Genomic DNA, 21155 nt, shown 5'->3' with positions numbered 1-21155 from the left:
CGCCGTTTCGGACAGTGTGCCGGGTTGAGCGGGGAGAATTCCAAGACCGGCAGACCAAGACACTGCGCCAGGTCGGTGCACCAGCAGACTGGATGGCGCGCGCCTTCCCGCGACGATCCGCCCGTGCACGGTTCGACGCGAGGCAGGGAAAGTGGTCAGCCGACGCCCGACCAGGTCACGACAGCCAGAACGAGTGGGACAGGACACGCCACCGCAGTCAGCAACAGCCGACGTCCGGCCGGCGTCATGCGCCGCACCACGGGCACAAAGGCGAGCGCTACGAGCAATGCAGCACCGCCGGCCACGCCCGCCGCGTACTCCGCGAGAAGACCACCGGCGGCCATCCCTTCCGCCGCGCCCCACAGTGCGAGAACGCCTACCAGGAAAGTCAGCCACGCCAGCGACAGGACGGTGACAGCGCCGAGCAGAGCCGTCAACAGCGTGACCCATGGGCGGGCTGTGGCCGACGGGGCCGGCTTCCACGGGCCGTACAGCTTCGCATAGGTCTGGGGGTTCATGAGCCGATGATCGTCGGCAGCGCTCATACACTTCATGAGGCGCTCTACTCAACCAAGCCCGTAGGCATACTCACTCCGGGCTGATCCACACGCCAACTGGAGTGCTCATGCGCCAACTCGTGTGCCGGTCGGACTCGGTGAGATCGCTAAGAGGAGACGCAGCCGCCCGGGAGCAGCAGGTGAGCGGTGATCAGCCGCTCGGGGCTCCTTGGAGTCTGATCGGAGAGGCAGGGCCGAGCGTGGGGGGGGCGTGCAGTTGCTGCCGGGAGGAGCCTCCACGAACGGCGACCGGGCGGCGGGAGACGGTTGCGGTCTCCCGCCGCCCGAGGGCGATCCAGGTCGGCGCGCCGTGTCACCGGTCAGGCGCGGGTCACCGGTGTCTGCAGTTCCGTCACCCAGTCCTCGCGGTTGTCGGGGCATTCCAGGTTGATCTCGCGGGGGTATCCGGTCGACCGGTAGCCGTGGGCGTCGATCCAGCGGGCCAGGGTCTGAGCGGTGGGCAGCACGCCGTCCATCGAGCCGCGGTGCACGATGGTCGCCGCCTGCTCCAGGGACGGCATGTCCAGGACGCGGACGGCGCCGTCCTGGAGGGGGGCGGATACCTGGACGGCGGCGTGGACGGTGATCCTGCCGCCGCCTTCCGGGGAGTCCTCGTAGGAGGCGACACCGGGCCCGGTGGGGGTGATACCGGCCACGCTCAGGCGCCGGAACAACTCGTCGTAGAGCGGCCCGATGACCGGGCCGATGTCCTCGGGCACGAAACTGTCGGCGGTTGCGGTCAGCTCGGCCACCCGAATGGTGGGGACGGTCTTGATCACGACGTCGTCGGTGGGCATGTGCCCCTCACTCTCGATCGCTCGGAGTCTCGCCTCGACCTGGACCAGGCGCGCTTCTGCGGCGGCCATGGCGGTTTCCAGTTCGGCCCGTCGCAGCCGCAGCATGCCGCGCAGTTCCTCGACGCCGACCTTCTCTTCCACGATGTCCCGGACCTGCCGGAGGGTGAATCCGAGGTCCTTGAGCGCGATGATCCGGTTCAGGCGGGCGAGCTGGGCGGCGGTGTAGTAGCGGTAGCCGCTGGCTGGGTCGACGTGGGCCGGGCGCAGTAGGCCGGTGGCGTCGTAGTGGCGCAGCATCCGGACCGACACGCGGCCGTGCCGGGCGAAGTCTCCGATGGTGAACATGATGTCTCCGAGTTGACCGCCTGACACGGTGTGAGGGTCAAGAAGCTACTGGGGGGAGGCAGAGTGGGGTCCTGCCGGGTGGCCTGTGGTGGCGCCCGTTCGGGGCTCTGGCGGCAGGTGATCGGTGCGGTGGTCCAGGCGGCAGGTGATCGGGTGCGGTGGTCCGGCGGCAGGTGACGGGGCTGACGCGACGGGTGGGCCGGGCCGACGTCATCCAGGTCAACTTCCCTTGCGACGCGGGGGGTTCGGGCAAACGGTGGGTTCCTTCCCGAGGTGGGCGCCAGGCCCGGCGGGGAGAGCCGGGTCGCCGACCGGGGGGGCGACGCATGAAGAGGTGACAAAGATGTACGGGCCGGGCCGGGGAGCACACGCCGGGGCAAGTACGCCGGTCGGAGCCGGGGAGTGTGCGCCAGGGGCCAGTGTGCCGGGCGGGACGGGTGCGGTTGCGCCGTGGCACGTGCGCTCGGCGGGGTCTGTCGTAATGATCCCCCCTGCTGGGCGTTTCCTGCCGTAATGGGCGGGATCCGTGCTGTCTTCGCTAGGGTCGTGGTAGGGCCGCCCCGTGTCCTGAGAGGTCACCGGGACGGGTGGTGGGCAGCGGTGAGGAGTTCCGGGTGCACTACTACGACCTCGGCAGCCACAGCCGGCCGGTGACGACGACGTCGCCGGAGGCGCAGACGTGGTTCGACCGCGGGCTGAACTGGACGTACGCCTTCCACCACGAGGAGGCCGTCCGCTGTTTCGAGGCCGCCGCCGCGGCGGATCCCGCCTGTGCCATGGCCGAGTGGGGCCTGGCCTACGCGCTGGGCCCGAACTACAACAAGCCCTGGGAGTTCTTCGACGAGCACGATCTGGGGCGGACGGTGGAGCGGGCGCATGCCGCCGTGCGGCGCGCCCAGGCGAAGGCGGCCGGCGCCACTGCCGTCGAGCAGGGTCTCATCGGTGCGCTGGCGGCCCGCTATCCCCGGGCCCACGCCCCGAGCGCCGAGGACTGCCCGGTGTGGAATGCGGCCTACGCCGACCGCATGCAGGCCGTGCAGCGGTCGGCCGGTGACGATCTGGACGTCGCGGCTCTGTACGCCGACGCGCTGATGAACCTCACGCCCTGGCAGCTGTGGGACATCCGCACCGGCACACCGGCCGCGAGGGCACGCACGGTGGAGGCCCGGGCGGTGCTGGAGCGGGCGATGGGCACCGGGGCGGGCCTGCGGCACCCGGGGCTGCTGCATCTGTACATCCACCTGATGGAGATGTCCCCCACCCCGGAAGCGGCCCTGTGGGCCGGCGACCGGCTGCGCGGTCTGGTGCCGGACGCGGGGCATCTGCAGCACATGCCCTCGCACCTGGAGGTGCTGTGCGGCGACTACCGGCGGGTGGTCAGCGACAACGACGCGGCGATCACAGCCGACGAGAAAGTCCTGGCCCAGACCGGAGCGATGAACTTCTACACCCTCTACCGGTGCCACAACCACCACTTCAAGATCTACGGCGCGATGTTCCTGGGCCGCTTCCGGGACGCGATCGAGGCGGCCCAGCAGTTGGAGGCGGCCGTGCCCGAGGAGCTACTGCGGGTGTCCAGCCCGCCCATGGCCGACTGGCTGGAGGGCTTCCTGGCGATGCGGGTGCACGTCCTCGTCCGCTTCGGCCGCTGGCAGGACATCCTGCGCCTTGCGCTGCCCGCCGACCAGGAGCTGTACTGCGTGAGCACGGCGATGCTGCACTACGCGCGGGGCGTCGCGCTGGCGGCCACCGGCCGTGTCGGCGAGGCAGAGCGGGAGCGCGGCCTGTTCGCAGAGGCCGTCGCGCGGGTGCCGCAGACCCGCATGCTGTTCAACAACACCTGCCGGGACATCCTTGCGATCGCCGCGCAGATGCTCGACGGGGAGCTCGAATACCGCAAGGGCAGGTACGAGGCGGCGTTCGCGGCGCTGCGGCGCGCGATCGAGCTGGACGACACCCTCCCCTACGACGAGCCGTGGGGGTGGATGCAGCCCACCCGGCACGCCTACGGTGCGCTGCTCCTCGAGCAGGGCCTGATCGAGCAGGCCGAGGCCGTCTACCGCGCCGACCTCGGGCTGGACGACACGCTGCCGCGTCCACTGCAGCACCCGGGCAACGTCTGGGCGCTGCACGGCCTGCACGAGTGCCTGGTTCGCCAGGGCAGGACAGCGGAGGCGCGGATCATCGCCCAGCAACTCACCTTCGCGGCGGCAGTGGCGGACGTGGAGGTGGAGGCGTCCTGCTTCTGCCGGTCGCAGACCGGCGGGCACCCGGCGGTCGAGGGCGGGTGCTGCCCGGAGGGGCACTGAAGGTCGTACGCCGCCCCCCTTCAGCCCGTCGCCGATCCGCTTGGATGCGGATACGGTGGCCGGGCCGGCCCGGCTCATCGATTTCCTGCGCGCGACGCTGCTCGGCACTCGGTCCGGCGGTGTCGACCCGGTCGGAGTGCCCCGGCACGGTGATCAGACAGAACCGGCCGTCCAGAGCGGAGCCCTGGGCGGTCAGGTTGTGGCATCCTCCCTTCCACCGCCCAGACGCCGACGACATCACACCGGATGGCCTCGCCCACGAGTTCCGGCAGCGATTGTGCAGCTCGCCGGCAGGCAGCCGGTCAGGGCCGAGCCGACACCGATGTCCATGAAAACGGGCGGCACCTCGCCCGGCACGGGTCCTGCCTGCGTTTGCCAGGTGTGACGGACGGCAGGAGACTGTTGGTGTCAGCGCGGTCCTGCCACCGGAAACGGGGGCCGAGAGGGGCCGACGCTTTTCCAGCTGCCGCCGCCTCCGTGCACCCCCTTCGCGGCGGGGCCGTACCCGACGTCCCGGTCTTCTCGGGAGGACCCGTGACAACGCTGCGCCTGGCCACGTTCAACGTCGAGAACCTCTTCGCCCGCTGGCGGTTCAAGGACGGCCTCGACCCTGCGACCGCCAACTCACGGGGCTGGATCGTCGACCAGATGTGTTTCGAGGAACTCGGCATGGACGACAAGGCCATCACGGGAGCGGCCGTGCGCGAGATCGAAGCCGACGTGCTGTGCCTCGAAGAGGTGGAGAACGTCGACACTCTCAAGCATTTCCGTGCCCAGGCGCTGGGCGGACGCTCCCGGTACCCCTACGTCGCCGGAGTGGACGGCAACGACCCGCGGCTGATCGATGTCGCCGTGCTCTCCAAGCTGCCGATCACACGGATCCGCTCCCACCAGCACCTGATGGATCCCGCGAGCCCGACCGAGCCGCTGTTCTCCCGTGACTGCCTCGAGGTCGACATCGAGGTCGGCCTTGAGACGGGGCAGGGCGGGACGACCGTGGTCACCCTCTTCGTCAACCACTTCAAGTCCATGCGCGGCGGACGCGCCCAGACCCGGGGCAAACGCGAGCGGCAGGCCCAGAAGGTGCTGGACATCGTCACCGACCGCTTCGGGCAACAGGCGCCGGGAGAGCACCCGTTCGTGGTCCTGGGCGATCTGAACGACTATCTGGACCCCGACGGCGACGGTGGCTCGGGCATCGACCGGATCGTCACCTGGGACCAGGTCGAGAACGTGGTGGCCCGCCTGCCCCAGGACGAGCAGTGGACGCACTACTGGGACGGCGGCGAGGAATACCGGCAACTGGACTACCTCCTGCCCTCGGCGTCACTGGCCCGCGCGGCCCCCGAGGTGCTGCCCGAGATCCTCCGCAAAGGGATGCCGCTGCGCGCCGTGAAGTACACCGGCCCCCGCTTCCCCGGGGTGGGACCGAACAAGCCGAAGGCATCGGACCACTGCCCCGTCGTCTTCGACCTGAACCTGGACCTGCTGCAGACCACGGCATGACAGCAGCCGTACCCGTGCCCGAGCGACCAGCCGTTCACGAGGAAGGCACGGCCTCCAAGGACGACCCCGGACAGCCCCGGGCTCCCGGCGGTTCCTCGGAAGCCCGCGGATGACGGCCGTCGGCCGCACGTGCACAGCCCCGTGTCGGGGAGCCAACACAGCGGTAGCCCTTGATCAACGCGGCCGGGCTTCGTAGCCTCGCTCAATGGGGCATGACGACGACACTCTTCCGGCCCTCGAACTCGCCTTCCCGGGCCCGGAACGCGACCGTGGCGTGGCGGCGATCCTGAGCGGTCGCAAGACCGCCCTCACGGGCCTGCTGGAGATCTACGAGCACGCGGGAGAAGCAGTACCGGTGACCGGTCAGCGGTACTCGGTGCTTGATTCCGAAAACAGCCCGGCCGTCACCATCGAACTCGTCGACGTGCGCATCGTTCCCATGAAGGAGATCGACGACGACTTCGCGCGGGCCGAGGGACGCGGTTACAGGGACGTGGCCGAGTGGCGGGCAGCCCACGAAGAATTCTTCCGCAGCGCCGGCGTGAGCGAGTACCTGGGGCACACCCCCGTCATCGATGACGACACACTCGTCGTCGCACAACGCTTCCGCGTGGTGGAGCCCGACGACTCCGGTGGTCAGTGAGGCCGTCCCACGATCTGACGAGGGTCCGGCACGCTCAACCGGGCAGACCCTGCGGTGCCGGACCGGCAGTTGCTCCCGGCCGTCCGTCGGCGGCTGCCACCAGCCGTACCGCCGGCGTGATTGCTGCTGCCGGCCGGGTACGGCCATCTCCGGCCGGTTCCCCCCCCCCCCCCCGGCTCGCCGGTCCGCCAGTCTGAGCGCGGACGCCGGACGTCGTGGTCACGGCCGAACGCGGGTGTTGGGCCATCGCCCTCACCCGGCCGGCTCTCACTAGGGCGTCCCCGACCCCCACCGGCCGAGGACCATGTTCCCGAAGCCGCCTCCGCGGAAAGGGCCGATGAAACAGACGGCCCAGACGCGGCCGCGGTCGAACGACACGCGGGGAGCCAGGATTGGCGGTACGGCGGCGCCGTTGCGGTGTAATCCTGTGGCGCTTTGCCGCTGACATACCGAGGTGGATATGGGCCGGACCGTAGTGATCTTCGCCGCAGGGTCCCGGGGAGACGTCCAACCGTGTCTGGCACTGGGCCGAGGACTGAAACGCCGGGGCGATACCGTACGGGTGATCGCCAGCCACCGGTATCGCGGCCTGATCGCGCAGGCGGGCCTGGACTTCCACTCGCTCTCGCTGGATCCCACCGAGATCATCGCCTCACCCGAGGGCCAGGAACTACTGGCCGGTGGACGCAGCGCGGTCAGATTCGTTCGCGGAATGCACCGGATTCTGGGGCCGCTGATCGCCCGCATGCTCTCGGAGGTGCAGACGGGCGCCAAGGGAGCGGACCTCGTCCTCACTCCCAGTCTGTGTTTTCTCGGCCTCCATCTGAGTCAGTATCTTGAGGTCCCGTACGCGGTCATCCACTTCCAGCCGAGCCAGCCCTCCGGGGCGTTCCCGCACCCCTTCCTTCCCGCCGCGCGCTTCCTGGGCGCGGTCGGTAACCGTCTGAGTTTCTACGCGGTCGATCTGGCCTTCTGGCTGGTGTCGCGTCCAGCGGTCAACACGTGGCGGCGCGAGCAGCTCGGGCTTCCCGCCATGTCCCCTCTCGACCCCTTTCGCCACGCACCTGGCACTCCCGTGCTGTGTGCGTTCAGCCCCGCCGTCGTACCCCGCCCCGGCGACTGGGGATCGAGTGTCCATCTCACCGGTTACTGGTTCCACGAGGAGCCGTCCTGGACGCCGTCGCCGGACCTCCTCGCCTTCCTGGAGAGCGGGCCGCCGCCCGTCTACGTGGGCTTCGGCAGCATGAGCAGCAGTGACGACGGGGTGACCGGCCGCGTCGTACGGGCGGCGCTCCGGCGCGCCGGTCTGCGCGGTGTGCTGACAGGAGACTCTGCGACCAGCGACGACGATGTCCTCGTGGTCGACGACGTCCCCCACGGCTGGCTGTTCCCGCGCATGGCGGCGGTGGTGCATCACGGCGGCGCGGGCACCACCGCCGCGGCGCTGCGGGCCGGAGTGCCCTCCCTGGTCTGCCCCTTCTTCGGAGACCAGCCCTACTGGGCGGAGCGGGTACACCGTCTGGGCGCGGGCCCGAAGCCGCTTCCGGCCCGGCACCTCACGGTCCCGGTCCTTGCCGAACGGCTGCGCGCCGTGGTCCGGAACAGCGAGTACACCGAGGCTGCCCGCCGGCTGAGCCGGGCGCTGCATGCCGAGGACGGTGTGGCAGAGGCCTGTCGGGTTCTGGACCGGCTCGCACCCTCTAGCGTCTGAGTTCGTTCATCACCGAGGGCCAGATGAGGTGCAGTTCGCGTTTCCAGTAGGGCCAGGAGTGCGTCCCGGGATTGTAGACGTGGGTCGTGACGTCCACACCTGCGGTGCGCAGTGCCTCCGCGAACCGTTCCTGGCTCGGTGTGAAAATGCCTTCCCACGTCGACACCAGGGCCGCGTCGGCGTCTCGGCCCGCGTCCAGAGGGCCCAGATCGCCGGTCCCGACGCACAGGTGGACCTTCGTGCCGCGGTAGGCGGTCACCATGGCGGACGGGTTGTGCGACCGCCAGATGTCAGGATGTTCTGCCGGGTCACCCCAGGCACTGATCAGCTTGTTGCCGTGGAGAGCGTCGTAGACCCGGAGGAAGGTGCGGATCACCGGGTCGTCGAGATCGACGATTCCGCTGAAGCTTGCCACGTAGCGGAACATGCCCGGGTGCCGGCCCGCATAGTCGAGCGCACCGAGTCCGCCCATGGAGAGACCGACGACTCCCCGCGTGGCGTTCGCTCGGAACCTCCGTTGCAGGAGACGGGGCAGTTCCTCGGTGTGAAAGGTCTCCCAGCGCGGCTGCCCGACGTACCAGTCGGAATACTGGCCGTCCTTGCCTCCGTCAGGCATCACGATCAGCGCTTCGGCGTCGTTCGCCAGGTCCTCGACGTCCGTCTCGCGGGTCCACGAGGTGTAGTCGTCCTCCCCGCCGTGGAGCATGTAGAGCGTGGGGTAGCTCCGTCTCGGCTCGCGGTACCAGCTCTTGGGAAAGATGACACGGACGGGCACCGTGCGGTCCATGGCCGGTGACCACACGGTGAGATCCTGCATCCGGGCATCAAGTCTCTTCACGGCCGTGACCCGGGCGCCGCTGCCCTCCGGGGCCGGCCGACGACCGGAGGCGGACGCGGTCGGCCCGGCAACGAACGGCACCGTGACGAGGATCAGTGATCCGAGGACGGAATAGCTTACCAGCTTCGCTCGGCCGAGGCTCTTTCTGAAGTCGTATGGCATGCGCTGAGGACCGCCTTGGAGAGTTGGACGGGCATTCCCCTTACTGCGGAGACCCAGTGGCAGCGTCGCATGACATGACGTCAAGTCCGGTATGCCATTTTGCAGACCATCATAAAATTGACTCGTTCGGCGGCGGTTTCTGCGCTACGTGCGGCGACCCGTCCACCTGAGGGCGGCGCAGGGCCCATACGGCGACCGGGGCCCCCACGCCGACGAGTGCCGCCGCGATGCAGAGCCCGGCCTGGTACCCGGCCAGCGAGGCTTCGGTGCCGGAGAACTGCCGGGACACGCACAGGCGCTGCACGAACGTCACCACGGCGCCCACGAGCACGATGCCGAACACGCCGGACAACTCGCGTGTGGCGGTGAAGAGGCCGGCCGCGAAGCCGGAGAGGTGGCCGGGGGCGGATGCCAGCGCCCGTGTGGTCAGGGGGATGGCAAGGGAAGAGCCCGCGCCGACGGCCGTCAGGCCCGGAATCAGATCGGCCAGCCCGCCGCGCTCACTGCCCAGCGCGACCAACAGCAGCCCCAGGGCGACCAGGAGCAGGCCCGTCGCACAGACACGGGCCTCCCCCCACCGCCTGGCCATGGCGGTGACGAACGGGGCGGTGCACAAGAGCGCCGAGAACACGGGGGTGAAGGCCAGACCCGCCTGTACGGGGCTCAGCCGTAAACCGCTCTGCAGAAACTGACAGGTGTAGAAATAGACACCGCTCACTCCCAGGCCCCACAGGAGCTGGGTGACAAGCCCGCCGCTGTAGGGTCGCTGCCGCAGTAGCTCTCCCAGAGCCGGATGGCGGCCGAGTCCGCCGCGGCACAATGCGACCACGCTCGCCGTCGCCACCACCCCGCACAGGATTACGGGGACGCCGGTGAATCCGTAAGCGGGTCCCTGGATCAGGCAGTAGACGAAGCAGGAAAGACCGATGCACGCCAAGGCGATCTGGTGGTTCGGTACGGGTACCGCGGTCCCGCTGCCGGGACGGTTCCGGCGGCCGGACGGTCCGGGAACGGCCATGGCTCCGACAATGAAAGCGCACACGCCCAGCGGAGCGTTCATGAGGAAGAGCCATTCCCACCCCAGGTGCTCTGTCACCACGCCGGAGAGCACCGGCCCGAAAGCCAGCGCGCAGGCCGCTGCGGCGGTCGTCGCACCGTACGCGGCGGTGCGCACCCTGGGCGGCAGGTCCTGCGCCGTCAACGCCAAGGACGCCGGCAGGACGAAGGCCGCCCCGGTGCCCTGCAGGCCTCTGAAGAGGACGAGCGTCGCTCCGGTCGCCGACAGTGCACAGCACACCGACGACGTGGTGAACACCGCCACTCCGGTGAGCAGGGCCCAGCGCCGCCCTTTGGTGTCCGTCAGCCAACCTGCCCCCAGGAGAGAGCCGGCCAGCGTCAACGGGTACGCCGTACCGACCCACTTCAGATCGGTCTCCGTCAGATCCAGTTGGGCGCGGATCTGAGGCAGCGCGATATTCACCACGGTGTTGTCCAAAGCCGTGAGGAAAGTGCAGCAGATCACGGCCGTAATGACGCTCCACAGACGCAGCCGACTCAGCACGAAGCCAGCACCGCCCTCCCGTCCTTGTGTACGGCGTTCACCGGTATCCGTATGCCGCGAACACTAAGCCTTCCTTGGTCCACGAGGTGTGAGCGCGACCTGTGGTATTGGCGTGTCGACACAGGACGACGACTGCCGCGTGTTTTCCTGGCCCCTGCCGAAGGTTCCGCTTCCGCACGCTGAAAAAGAAGGTTCGGTGAGCCAGTGTCATCATCGGTGACGGATACGCTCAGCCACCATCTCGCCCACTTCGCCGCTCTCACACCGCAGGACACGGCCTTCACGTTCGTCGACTACAGCGCACACGTCGAAGGAACGGTGTCCTCGCTGACCTGGCGGCAGCTTCAGGAGCGGGTCCGTACCGTCGCGACGGGATTGCGTCGGCTGGTCGCGGAGGGCGAGAGGGTGGCCATCGTGGCGCCCCAGGGTCTCGAATACGTGGTGGGCTTCCTCGGCGCCGCCTGCTCCGGAGCGATCGCGGTCCCTCTGTTCCCTCCGTCCCTGCCCGGGCACAGTGAGAAGCTGGCCGCGGTCCTCCGGGACGCCGCCCCCACGGTGCTGCTCACCGTGGAAGCCCAGAGCCGGCTGCTCGCGGACTTCTGCGCGCAGCACGGTCTCGCCTCCTGCCGCCGCGTCGTCACCGAGCGGGAGCTGGGCGAGGAGGCGGCACACGCGCAAGCCGGGTTCAGCGCGCCGAAACCCGACGACGTGGCGTACCTGCAGTACACCTCGGGCTCCACCCGCATTCCGTCCGGTGTGGAGATCACGCATGCCAACGTGTGCGCCAACGCCCGCCAGGCCCTTGAGGCCTACGACATCCGCCGAGGCCGCAACTGCACCGTCGGGTGGCTGCCGCTCTACCACGACATGGGTCTCGTGCTGGCGATCGCGCTGCCGGTCATCGGCAACGTCGCCTCGGTCCTCATGGACCCGTTGGCCTTCATCCAGCAACCGGTGCGCTGGCTGCGCCTGCTCAGCCGGCACACCGGGGCCCTGACCGCCGCGCCCAACTTCGCCTACGAGTACTGTGTCCGGCAGGTGGATGCCGACGAGCGCGCCGGGCTGTCGCTGGGCTCGGTCGCTGCCATGGTCAACGGTAGCGAACCCATCGCACCCGGCACCCTCGAACGGTTCCAGAGCGCCTTCTCCCCGGCCGGCATGCTCCGTACGATCATGCGCCCCTCCTACGGGCTGGCCGAGGCCACCGTGTTCGTGTCCGCGTCACCCGCGGGCGAGGAACCGACGGTCATCGCCGTCGACCGCGAGGCTCTCGGCCAGGGCGTGGCCAGCCCCGTGGAGATGGACGACGAGGCAGCGGCGGTGGAACTGGTGGCATGCGGCCGGCCGACCGGCCAGGAAGTCGCGATCGTCGACCCGGCGACGTGCCGGCGCAGAGAAGACGGTCACATCGGCGAGATCTGGGTGCGCGGCCCCAACACCGGACGGGGCTACTTCGGCCGCCCGGAGCAGAGCGAGGCCACCTTCCGCGCGGTTCTCCACGGCGAGGAGGAGGGCGGCCCCTGGCTGCGTACCGGAGACCTCGGTGTGTGGCACGAGAAGCAGCTGTACGTGACCGGCCGGTTGAAGGACCTGGTGATCATCGACGGGACCAACCACTACCCGCACGACATCGAAGAAACGGTCCAGGGCGCCCATCCGGTCATCCGCCCGCACCACATCGCCGCCTTCGCCGTGGCCGGCGGCGACGGCGAACGTCTCGTCGTCGTGGCCGAGCACCGCCGTGACGCGAGCGCCGGCGACATCAGCCGGCAGGAGGTGGCGGACGCGGTGCGAGCCGCGGTCAGCGGCCGGCACGGCGTCGCTGTCCACGACTTCGTACTGGTGCCGCCCGGCAGCGTGCCGCACACGACCAGCGGCAAGGTCGCCCGCGGGGCGTGCCGTGAGCAGTACCTGGCCGGCGCCTGGACCACGGACGCCAGAACCTGAAACGCCGCCGGACGGCACCCTCTCAGGGTGCAGGCAGGGAGAGGCAGATGGAACCAGAGAGGGAATCGGCCCCGGGCGGCGCCGACGAAGTTCGGGCAACGTTGCGCACGCTCATCGCCGAGGCCTGCGGCATCGCTGCGGAAGAACTCGACGACGGCCGCCCCCTGATGGAGTACGGTCTCGGTTCCCGTGCCGCCGTCGGCCTGACCGGACGTCTGGAGCGCGCACTGGGCCGGCCCCTGTCGGCCACCCTGCTGTGGGAGCAGCCGACCGTCGAACGACTCGTGCGGCACCTGAGCGGGACTCCGCAGCGCGCGTCCGAGGCCCGGCCGGAACGCCGGGAGCACGCCGCGCCCCACGGCGCGCAGGAGACCCCTGCCTCCACCACCGGCGCAGACGGCGACGCACACGTCACCGCTGCCTCCACCACCGGCGCGGACCGCGACGGACCGGTCCCGGGCGTGTGCCCCATCGCCGTGATCGGCATCGGCTGCCGCCTTCCTGGTGGTGTCAACGGACCCGAGGGGTTCTTCAAGCGTCTCCTGTCGGGCAGCGACCTCGTCGGTCACGTCCCCGGCAGACGCCGGCGGTACTTCGCCACCGCCACCGGCGCGCCGGCGGAACAGGCCATCCGCCACGGGGCCTTCCTCGACGACGTCGAGGCCTTCGACGCCGGCCACTTCGGCATCACCCCGCGCGAAGCCGACGTGATGGACCCCCAGCAACGCCTGCTGCTGGAAGTCGCCTCGGAAGCGCTGGACCATGCCGGACGCCCCGCCTACAGCCTCGAAGGCAGCGACACCGGGGTGTTCGTCGGCATCAGCGCGGTGGAATACGGCCAGCTGACCACCGCGGACCCCGCACGCCTGACCCCGTGGACCAGTACCGGGGCCGCCGGCAGCATCATCGCCAACCGGCTGTCCTACGTGTTCGACCTGCACGGTCCGAGCCTGACCATCGACACGGCCTGCTCCTCGTCGTTGGTGGCGGTGCACCAGGCCTGCCGGAGCCTGGGCAGCGGCGAGTGCGACACCGCGCTGGCGGCGGGCGTCAACGTGCTGCTCTCACCGGTGGTCACGGCGTCGATGGGGCAGATGGGGGCGCTCTCCGCGGACGGACGCTGCAAGCCGTTCGACGCGTTGGCGAACGGCATCGCCCGGGGCGAGGGCTGTGGCGTCGTGGTACTGAAACGACTGGCCGACGCCCAGCGCGACGGCGACCGGATCCTGGCCGTCATCAAAGGCACAGCCGTCAACTCCGACGGCCGCTCGGCAGGTCTGATGGCTCCCAACCCCGCCGCCCAGGAACGGCTGTTGCGCAGTGCGCTCGGCAACGCGCAGCTCGACGCGACCGACATCGACTACGTCGAGGCACACGGCACCGGGACACTGCTGGGAGACCCCATGGAGGCAGCCTCCCTGGGGGCCGTCCTGGGTCAGGGCAGACCGGCCGACCAGCCCCTGCTGATCGGTTCCGTGAAGAGCAACCTGGGTCACCTGGAAGGCGCCGCGGGCATCGTCGGACTGATCAAGACGGTACTGGCACTGCACCATCGGCGCATCCCGCACAGCCTGCACTTCCACACGCCCAACCCGCACATCGACTTCCGCGCGCTGGGCCTGTGCGTCGTCACGGAGCCCACTGACTGGCCCCGGCGAGGCCGCCCGCCACGGGCCGGCGTCTCGGCGTTCGGCTTCGGTGGCACCAATGCGCACGTCGTCCTCGAAGACGCACCCGCGAGCCCACCCGCCGACGACCTGCCCGCAAGCGGCGACACCCGAGCGGAAGGCCCGCACGCACTCGTCGTCTCCGCCCGCTCCCCGCAGCGCATCGGCGACGTCGCGACCGCCCTGGCCCGCCGGTTGGCGGTCGACGACCCGCCGCCGCTGAAAGACCTCACGCACACCCTGGCCCGGCACCGCAGGGGCCCGGCGTGTGCCGCCGTCGTCGCACGCACCCACCAGGAGGCGGCCGACCGGCTTGCCGCCCTGGCCAGGGACGAGGAGGTCCCCGGCCTCCTGCCGCCCTGCACCGACAACCACGCCGGCCGCTCCTCGGGCTCCCACCGGCCCGTCTTCGTCTTCTCCGGCCACGGCTCGCAGTGGCAGGGCATGGGGCTGCGCCTGCTCCAGGACGACCCCTTCTTCGCCGCCGCAGTGGACGAACTGGATGGCGCCTACCGGGAACAGGCCGGCGTCCCGCTGCGGGACATGTTCAGCCGGCTCGACCCAGGAAGCGGCTTCGAGTACCTCCAGCCCGCGCTGTTCGGCATGCACATCGCCCTGGCCCGCACCCTGCAGGCCTACGGTGTGCACCCGGCCGCCGTCATCGGCCACTCGATGGGAGAAGTCAGCGCCGCCGTCATCGCCGGAGCCCTCGACCCCGCCGACGGCCTGCACGTCGTCCTCAGCCGGTCGGCGGCACTGGCCACCCTGGACACCGAAGCCACCGGCGCGATGGCCGCCGTGGAGCTGGCCGACGAGGACCGCGCGGAGGTTCTGTCGCGCTTCCCCGGCGTGGAGATCGCCGTGGACTCCTCCCCGCGCCGGTGCACGGTCGCCGGACCCGCACACACCGTGCGGCAGCTGGTCGACACACTCTCCGCCGACGGCCGTTTCGCGCGGCTCCTGGACATCGGGGCAGCGGCGCATTCCCCGGCGGTCGACCGCCTCCTGCCCCGGGTTCGGCAGAGCCTGGACGGGCTGGGGCCGCGTCCGGCCGGCATCGCCTGGTACAGCACCGTGCTCGACGACCCCCGAGCCGGCGTGACCGCGGACGCCGCGTACTGGTGCGCCAATCTGCGCCGTCCCGTACGCCTGCACCAGGCGGTCGCCGCCGCGGCGGCCGACGGCCACGCGATCTTCCTGGAGGTCTCGCCCCACCCGATCGCCCACATCCCCCTGGGCGAAACCCTGCAGACGGTGGTGAACGCCTCCGCGGCCCTCGCCATCCCCACACTGCGCAAGCAGGGTGACGAAGCGGTCGACCTGCGCACGGCACTGACCCGGCTGCACCTCGCCGGGGCACCGGTGGAGGAGAACCGCCTGTGGCCCCGGGGCAGGCGGATCCCGCTGCCCAGCCCCGTCTGGCGCCACGAGCGCCACTGGTTCGGCCACCGCGGCCCGGCGACCGGTGGTGGTGCGTCGCGCACCGCGCTGGGCCGTCGTATCGACGATCCCCGCTCGGGCGCCGTCCTGTGGCAGACGGACCTGGGCACCGGCCACGCACGGGCCGCCGGACGCCAGCTCCACGGCCGGCTCGTCCTGGACCTGCCCGCAGCCGCCGCACTCATGATCACGGCGGCGCAGGACATCCACGGGCGGGACTGCACCGACGGCCTGCACATCGAGGAGCTCGCCGTTCACCGGTGGCTGCCGCTCGCCAGCAGTACGCCCGTCACCCTCACCTGGGAGCCCATGGATTCCCACGCGGCCGTGGCGGTCAACGCCCGGTCCGCGGACGGCACCTGGCACTGCTACGCATCGGCACGGATGCACACCGACCTCGGGCCGTTCAAGGACGCGACGCCCGACACCCCACCCGCCGTCGTGACGCACTGGAGCCCCGCCACACCGGAGGAATCACGCCCGCGCTCGTACGAGGAACTCCTCACCGCCCTGCTGTACGCGCCCGCCGAGAGCGGCGCGGTCACCTCGGCGAGCGACGCCACCTCCGACGACTCCCGCACCGAGAACGTCCCCGCCCTCGTGCGGAGTCTGCGGCTCGAAAACCTCACCGACGTCGGCACGTCCTACACGGTGCAAGCCTTTCCCGAAAGCGGTGATCAGGGACCGGGCTGGACAGTCGTGGCCGGCACTGAACCGTCGAGGATCACTGCGACAGGCCTGCAGTTCGGTCCGGCCTCGCGCTACGACGTCCCCAAACCCCTGGAAGCACTCACCTACGAGATCGAGTGGCAGAAGTCGCCCGTTCCGCTTCCCGGCCGGCTCGGCAGCGCCCTGCTCCTCGTCGACGAGCCGGCAGCCGGCACGGACGGCACCCTGGCCACCGCCCTCGGCGCGGCGCTGGAGGCGCGGAACGTGTCCGCCACCACCGAGGCCGTCGTGGGGCCCGACGCCGGGCAGCCGCTCGGCGACTGGCTGCAAAGGACCGCGCCGGAGGAGCCGAGGGCGGTCGTGCTGCTGCTCACCCGCCCGGCCGGAACGCACGACCTGACGGCTCTGCACACCGCCGCACAGGTCGCGCGTCGCCTCGCCTCCCGCCCCAGTGGAGTGCAGCCGCCCCGGCTGTGGCTGGTGACCGAGCGTTCCCGCTGCGCGGCGCCCGGCGAACCCGGCCGGCCGGACCTGGCCTGCCTGCGTGGCCTGGTGCGCACCCTCGCCATCGAGGAGCCCGCTCTGCGGGCCTGCCTGCTCGACATCGACGCCCACCCGGAAGCCGTCGACAACCTCGTGCAGGAACTGCTCGGCGACAGCACCGAGGACGAGGTCGTCTGGAGGGCCGGAACCCGTCTCGTCGCCCGTCTCACCTCCGCCGACCTGTCCGGGCAGCAGTACGAGGCACCGTTCGTCCGCCGCAACGGCGCCTACGTCGTCACCGGTGGCCTCGGCGGTCTCGGCCTCGAAACGGCTCGCCGTCTCGCCGAGCAGGGGGCCGGCCGCCTCGTGCTCAACGGCAGGCGGCCCCCCGCCCCTGAAACCGAGGCGGTCATCACCCGGCTCGTCGCCCGCGGAACCTCCGTCGCCGTGGTGCAAGGAGACATCGCCGACCCCGGCGTCGCCGAGCGCCTGGTGCTGGCTGCGGTCAGCGAGGGACACATCTTGCGTGGAGTCGCCCACTGCGCGGGCGTGCTTCACGACCGCATGATCACCGACCTGGAGACCACCGATCTCGACACCGTGCTGCGGCCCAAGGTCGTCGGTGCCCTCAACCTCGAGGCCGCCCTGACCGACCACGACATCGACTGGTGGGTGTTCTACAGTTCGGCGGCGGCCCTGCTCGGCTCGCCCGGGCAGACCGCACACGCGTCCGCCAACGCCTGGCTGGACGCGATGGCGCAGCGCCGCAGGGCGGAGGGCCAGCCCGCCACGTCCATCGCCTGGGGGCCCTGGCGTGACGCCGGCGCCGTCGCCGACCATCGTGGGCTGGCCCTGGACTTCCTCACCGTGGAGGAGGGACTGGACGCCCTGCAGACACTCGTCGCCCACAACCGCACGCACACCGGCGTCGTCCATCTGGATGCCCCGCGCCTTTTGGAGGCCTTCCCCGGCTTTTCGGGCATTCCCTTCTTCTCGCACAGCCTCCGAACCGCCGACCTGTCCCCGGACGACTGGAGGGGCCCGGCCGGCATCGACTCGCTCGGTGCCGCAGCGGCGGACAAGGTGCTCCAGCGCCTGGCCGGCCGTGCCGCCGCCATCATGGGCTTCGGCGCATCGAGCCTCGACGAAGCCGTGCCGTTGCCGCGGCTCGGCCTGGACTCGCTGATGGCGGTGCGCATCCGCAATGCCGTCCAGCAGGACTTCGCCGTCGACCTGCCCCCGGACCTCATGCTGCGCGGCGCCACGCTCCGCGACGTCGGCGACGCCGTCCTGCGAGCACTCGGACTCCGACGGGAGGCGGCCGACACTGCCGCACCGCAGGGACGGCTCGACGCAGCCGAGACAACCGAAGCCGAAGCCGAAGCCGAAGCCGACACAGCCGAGGCCGACGCGGCCGGCCGGACCACGCCACCCGGCACACCCTCCGGCACGCTCCCGTCCACCATCCAGCCGCGCGATGCCGCCGAGCGCCTGGTGGCTGGCGCCTGGGCGGAGGTCCTGCGGCAGCCCCCCACCGACGTCCGCGCCGACTTCGTCGCGGCCGGCGGCGACCAGCGCGCGGCCGAAGAGCTCGTCGGCACCGTCCGCCACCGTCTGGGCGGCGTCCGGCTGGACCTCACCGCCTCCGCCGTACTCGAACAACGCACCGTCGCCGCCATCGCGGAACTGATCCGCCCGGCCGTCAACCCGGCCGGCGAGCAGGTGGTGAACGTCCTGCGTCCGCACCGAGCAGGCTCCCCCACGCTTCCGCTGTTCACCTTCCACCCGGGCGGCGGCCCCACGTCCGTCTACCAGCCGCTGACCCAACTCCTGCCCTCGGACCAAGCCGTGTACGGGATGGAACGGCTGGACGCCCTCGGCACCATGGAGGAGAAGGCCGCCCACTACATCACTCTGATCAAGAAACTCCAGCCGCAGGGCCCCTATCGGCTCCTGGGCTGGTCCTTCGGTGGTTTCCTCGCCTACGAGACGGCACAGCAGCTGACGGACGCCGGGGACACCATCGACTTCCTCGGTCTCATCGACACCCTCCTGCCGACGCCCCTGCCGGACGTGGACTCGTCCCAGGTGCTGCTCGAACGCTTCGGCCGCTTCGCCGAGTACATCTCGAAGACCTACGGCCACCGCGTGGAACTCCCCTACGAGGAGTTGGCGGTCACCCCCGCGGAGGAGCAGATCGACGTCGTGATGCGCCTGGTCGCCGAGTCCGGCCTGGACATGAGCCCGGGGATCATGGAGCACCAGCGGACGTCCTACATCGACGCCCTGGTCGGCGAGCGCTACCGGCCCCGCCCCTACCACGGCCGCGTGGTGCTCTACCGTGCACGGCAGGCCAACCACCTCATCACCGCGCTCGACCCGCGCTATCTGAGGACGGAAGCCGACCTCGGCTGGGCGCTGTTGTGTCCGAGCCTCGAAGTGGTGCCCGTCGACGGCGACCACCTCTCCCTCATCGACCCGCCCCACGTCACCACGATCGCCGACCATCTCGGGCACTCCTTCGGAGCGTGACGGCGGAGCACGCGCACCGGCGACACGGCGTGGGCGATGGGGTACCGGGCATGGTGTGGGGGGCAGTTCAGGGTTGTGGAGGCAGACGTGAGGTGAGTCGGCCTCGCCTGGTGGTGCACGGTGTTCCTCCCGCGCGCCCACTCGGGCGGCCGGCGCCGGCAGCAGACCTTCCGGTCGCGGTCGAGGATCTGCATGCGGGCACGGTGTCCGGGGCTGACTGCAGACCCATGCCGGCGAAGTCGGGAACGGCCTTCTTCAGGACGGAACGATGGCCCCGACTCCACGGGCGGCGCGGGATCGGGGCCTTCCGCTTGTTGCCTGTTCAGCCTGTGGTGGTGGGCGATCACACGATCGGTACCGCTCGTGTTACGGGCCCCACGGTTCGGTCACCCGTAAACCGGCGGCCCACCTTGTCTATTGACCGAGGGCGGGCTGCCGCGGTGCCCTGCCGTCAGCAGACGCCCCGGAGCTCTGGCCGGTGGTACCGGTGCGGGGATCACCTCCCCGTGGCCTGAGGGGCACGCGGGCTTCGGTGAGCACGCGGTGCACGAAGCCGTACGACCGACCATGGGCCTCGGCTATGGCGCGGATCGACCGACCCTCGCGATACTCCTTGACGAAGGCTTCGGCCAGCTCCTTACGTGCACTACCTGTTATCCACTTGCCCTTGTGCACGACAATCTCCTCTCACATCGTCGAGTGATCACCGGTTTCCCGCGTCGACGCGACCCATGTGCGCGAGCTGGGCATCGCCGTGCGTGTCGCGACCGTCCGGCACGCCGGAACGGGCAGCTGACGGTCGTGCGGTTGGTCAACGGAACGCCTCGCCAACGTCTTTGCGCTGGTCTTTCCACCTCGCCCTCGGCCTGGCTTCGTGACTGCGCCAGGTGACGTGGTCGCCCTTCTCGGAGCCGTCCCGCCCCGGGCTCCCGCGACGGCGCGGAGGGCTTCCGGGTCCGCTCGCGGTGCAGGCGGTGGATCAACCCGGTCGGCCGTCGTCCGGTGCGGCCGCGGCGCGGTCGGCCGTCCGCCGGCGCCGAGCCTGCCCGTGGCACGCAGCGGCCGGCCTGTGTCCCAGCGGGGCAGATCGTGGCGAGCCAGCCGTAGCACCACGGGCGGCCCCCGCCCAGCGCACGGGCTGCACGAGACGCAGCCACGGCCGGGACGTGGACAGCGGTGCTACGGCGCTCGACGGCGCGCGCCAGCCGGGCGGCGACCGCATCGGCCGGACGGATGTTCCGGACGCCGGGGGGCACGTGCCGGAGACCGTGCGAGTGCTCTACGCCCCGGCGGCACCACTGCTCGGCCGCGACATGCTGCTTGAGGCACGGTTTCACGGCATGCACTTCTACTGCGGTGTGCGCGTCACCGAGGTGGTGGACGAGACCCGCGACGGGACCGCCCGCGTCTGGGGATCGACCTACGAGACCCTGGAGGTCCCCCTGGAACGCGGCCAGGTCACCTACGAGGCGCTGTTCGTGGTCTCGTGCCATTCGAAGGGCGCCCCGACTCTGGACCGGATCACCTTCCTCGGATGGCGCCTCTTCGTCGAGGCCGAGCTGCGCGGCGAGCACCCGCTGCCCCCGTCGTCCGCCCGCAGTCGGGCGTCTGGTGTGCGCGCCCTCCGACGGGAGGATGGACCGCTCGGGCGCGCTGGCGATCCACCGGGTCGCCCCGGGCTGAAGCGCAGGGGCACACGGACGGCTCGTACTGGTCGCGACGGACCGACGCAGACCGGCGGGCGTCCCACCGGGGAGCCAGGCAGCTGAGGCGTGATGGCGGGGCGTCCGGGTGATCGATCATCTGGTGCCCGTACGCGGCTCATGCTCGCAGCGTCACCCGTCCGGCCGTCAGGCCGTTCGCCCGGTCCCGTGCTGGGCGCAGCGGCCATCGGCCGTGGACAGCCGCCTGTCCAGCCGCCACGGCCCACCGACCCGAGGGACCCGGCCGCCTTGTTCGAATTGACGCCGGGCTGCCACGGCCTCGTA

12 protein-coding genes are annotated in these 21155 nt (G+C 70.7%); 7 read left to right on the top strand and 5 right to left on the bottom strand.

From position 1 onward, the window contains the following. Window positions 1-155 precede the first annotated feature (155 nt). Together S1361_RS37260 and S1361_RS37255 are read right to left on the bottom strand one after the other, a co-directional pair. The gene (locus tag S1361_RS37260; protein ID WP_243769447.1) at window positions 156-545 is read right to left on the bottom strand and encodes a hypothetical protein; all 390 of its coding nucleotides are present in this window, start codon (window positions 543-545) and stop codon (window positions 156-158) included. A 332-nt stretch (window positions 546-877) separates the two neighbouring features. Continuing rightward, on the bottom strand, window positions 878-1699 hold the full coding sequence (locus tag S1361_RS37255) for a MerR family transcriptional regulator (RefSeq protein WP_208036218.1): 822 nt from the start codon (window positions 1697-1699) through the stop codon (window positions 878-880). Between the two features lie 614 nt (window positions 1700-2313). On the opposite strand from S1361_RS37255, the gene S1361_RS37250 reads away from it, so the two are divergent. From S1361_RS37250 to S1361_RS37235, 4 genes are all read left to right on the top strand, one after another. After that, on the top strand, window positions 2314-4008 hold the full coding sequence (locus tag S1361_RS37250; RefSeq protein ID WP_208036953.1) for a hypothetical protein: 1695 nt from the start codon (window positions 2314-2316) through the stop codon (window positions 4006-4008). 534 nt (window positions 4009-4542) lie between these two features. Continuing rightward, the gene (locus S1361_RS37245) at window positions 4543-5514 is read left to right on the top strand and encodes an endonuclease/exonuclease/phosphatase family protein (RefSeq protein ID WP_208036217.1); all 972 of its coding nucleotides are present in this window, start codon (window positions 4543-4545) and stop codon (window positions 5512-5514) included. Between the two features lie 205 nt (window positions 5515-5719). Further along, a complete protein-coding gene (locus S1361_RS37240; RefSeq protein ID WP_208036216.1) occupies window positions 5720-6157 on the top strand; it encodes an ASCH domain-containing protein in 438 nt (145 codons plus the stop codon). Between the two features lie 460 nt (window positions 6158-6617). After that, the gene (locus S1361_RS37235) at window positions 6618-7868 is read left to right on the top strand and encodes a glycosyltransferase (RefSeq protein ID WP_208036215.1); all 1251 of its coding nucleotides are present in this window, start codon (window positions 6618-6620) and stop codon (window positions 7866-7868) included. Here the strand turns inward: S1361_RS37235 and S1361_RS37230 are convergent. Both S1361_RS37230 and S1361_RS37225 read right to left on the bottom strand, forming a co-directional pair. Then, the gene (locus tag S1361_RS37230) at window positions 7858-8685 is read right to left on the bottom strand and encodes an alpha/beta hydrolase (protein WP_208036214.1); all 828 of its coding nucleotides are present in this window, start codon (window positions 8683-8685) and stop codon (window positions 7858-7860) included. The two genes, S1361_RS37235 and S1361_RS37230, sit on opposite strands and share 11 nt — an antisense overlap. Before the next feature lie 292 nt (window positions 8686-8977). Further along, window positions 8978-10429 carry an MFS transporter gene (locus S1361_RS37225; protein WP_208036213.1) on the bottom strand — a complete coding sequence of 484 codons (1452 nt, stop codon included), beginning with the start codon at window positions 10427-10429 and terminating at the stop codon, window positions 8978-8980. Between the two features lie 216 nt (window positions 10430-10645). On the opposite strand from S1361_RS37225, the gene S1361_RS37220 reads away from it, so the two are divergent. Both S1361_RS37220 and S1361_RS37215 read left to right on the top strand, forming a co-directional pair. Then, complete coding sequence (locus S1361_RS37220) at window positions 10646-12376, top strand: fatty acyl-AMP ligase (RefSeq protein WP_208036212.1); 1731 nt, start codon at window positions 10646-10648, stop codon at window positions 12374-12376. Window positions 12377-12423: 47 nt separating this feature from the next. Next, a complete protein-coding gene (locus tag S1361_RS37215; RefSeq protein ID WP_208036211.1) occupies window positions 12424-19167 on the top strand; it encodes a type I polyketide synthase in 6744 nt (2247 codons plus the stop codon). 414 nt (window positions 19168-19581) lie between these two features. Here the strand turns inward: S1361_RS37215 and S1361_RS39670 are convergent, their stop codons facing one another. After that, a complete protein-coding gene (locus tag S1361_RS39670) occupies window positions 19582-19842 on the bottom strand; it encodes a helix-turn-helix domain-containing protein (RefSeq protein WP_243769446.1) in 261 nt (86 codons plus the stop codon). Window positions 19843-20333: 491 nt separating this feature from the next. Here S1361_RS39670 and S1361_RS37210 point away from each other — a divergent pair, with 491 nt between their 5' ends. After that, on the top strand, window positions 20334-20936 hold the full coding sequence (locus S1361_RS37210) for a DUF1990 family protein (protein ID WP_243769445.1): 603 nt from the start codon (window positions 20334-20336) through the stop codon (window positions 20934-20936). Window positions 20937-21155 lie beyond the last annotated feature (219 nt).

This window comes from Streptomyces cyanogenus (genome assembly GCF_017526105.1).
Classification (GTDB): domain Bacteria; phylum Actinomycetota; class Actinomycetes; order Streptomycetales; family Streptomycetaceae; genus Streptomyces; species Streptomyces cyanogenus.
This window is presented reverse-complemented; position numbering and strand designations above follow the sequence as displayed.

What these genes read in the sequence shown, in the direction of transcription:
- S1361_RS37260 (WP_243769447.1), bottom strand. Translation starts at nt 545, where the DNA reads ATGAGCGCTGCCGACGATCATCGGCTCATGAACCCCCAGACCTATGCG.
- S1361_RS37255 (WP_208036218.1), bottom strand. Translation starts at nt 1,699, where the DNA reads ATGTTCACCATCGGAGACTTCGCCCGGCACGGCCGCGTGTCGGTCCGG.
- S1361_RS37240 (WP_208036216.1), top strand. Translation starts at nt 5,720, where the DNA reads ATGGGGCATGACGACGACACTCTTCCGGCCCTCGAACTCGCCTTCCCG.
- S1361_RS37235 (WP_208036215.1), top strand. Translation starts at nt 6,618, where the DNA reads ATGGGCCGGACCGTAGTGATCTTCGCCGCAGGGTCCCGGGGAGACGTC.
- S1361_RS37230 (WP_208036214.1), bottom strand. Translation starts at nt 8,685, where the DNA reads ATGCAGGATCTCACCGTGTGGTCACCGGCCATGGACCGCACGGTGCCC.
- S1361_RS37215 (WP_208036211.1), top strand. Translation starts at nt 12,424, where the DNA reads ATGGAACCAGAGAGGGAATCGGCCCCGGGCGGCGCCGACGAAGTTCGG.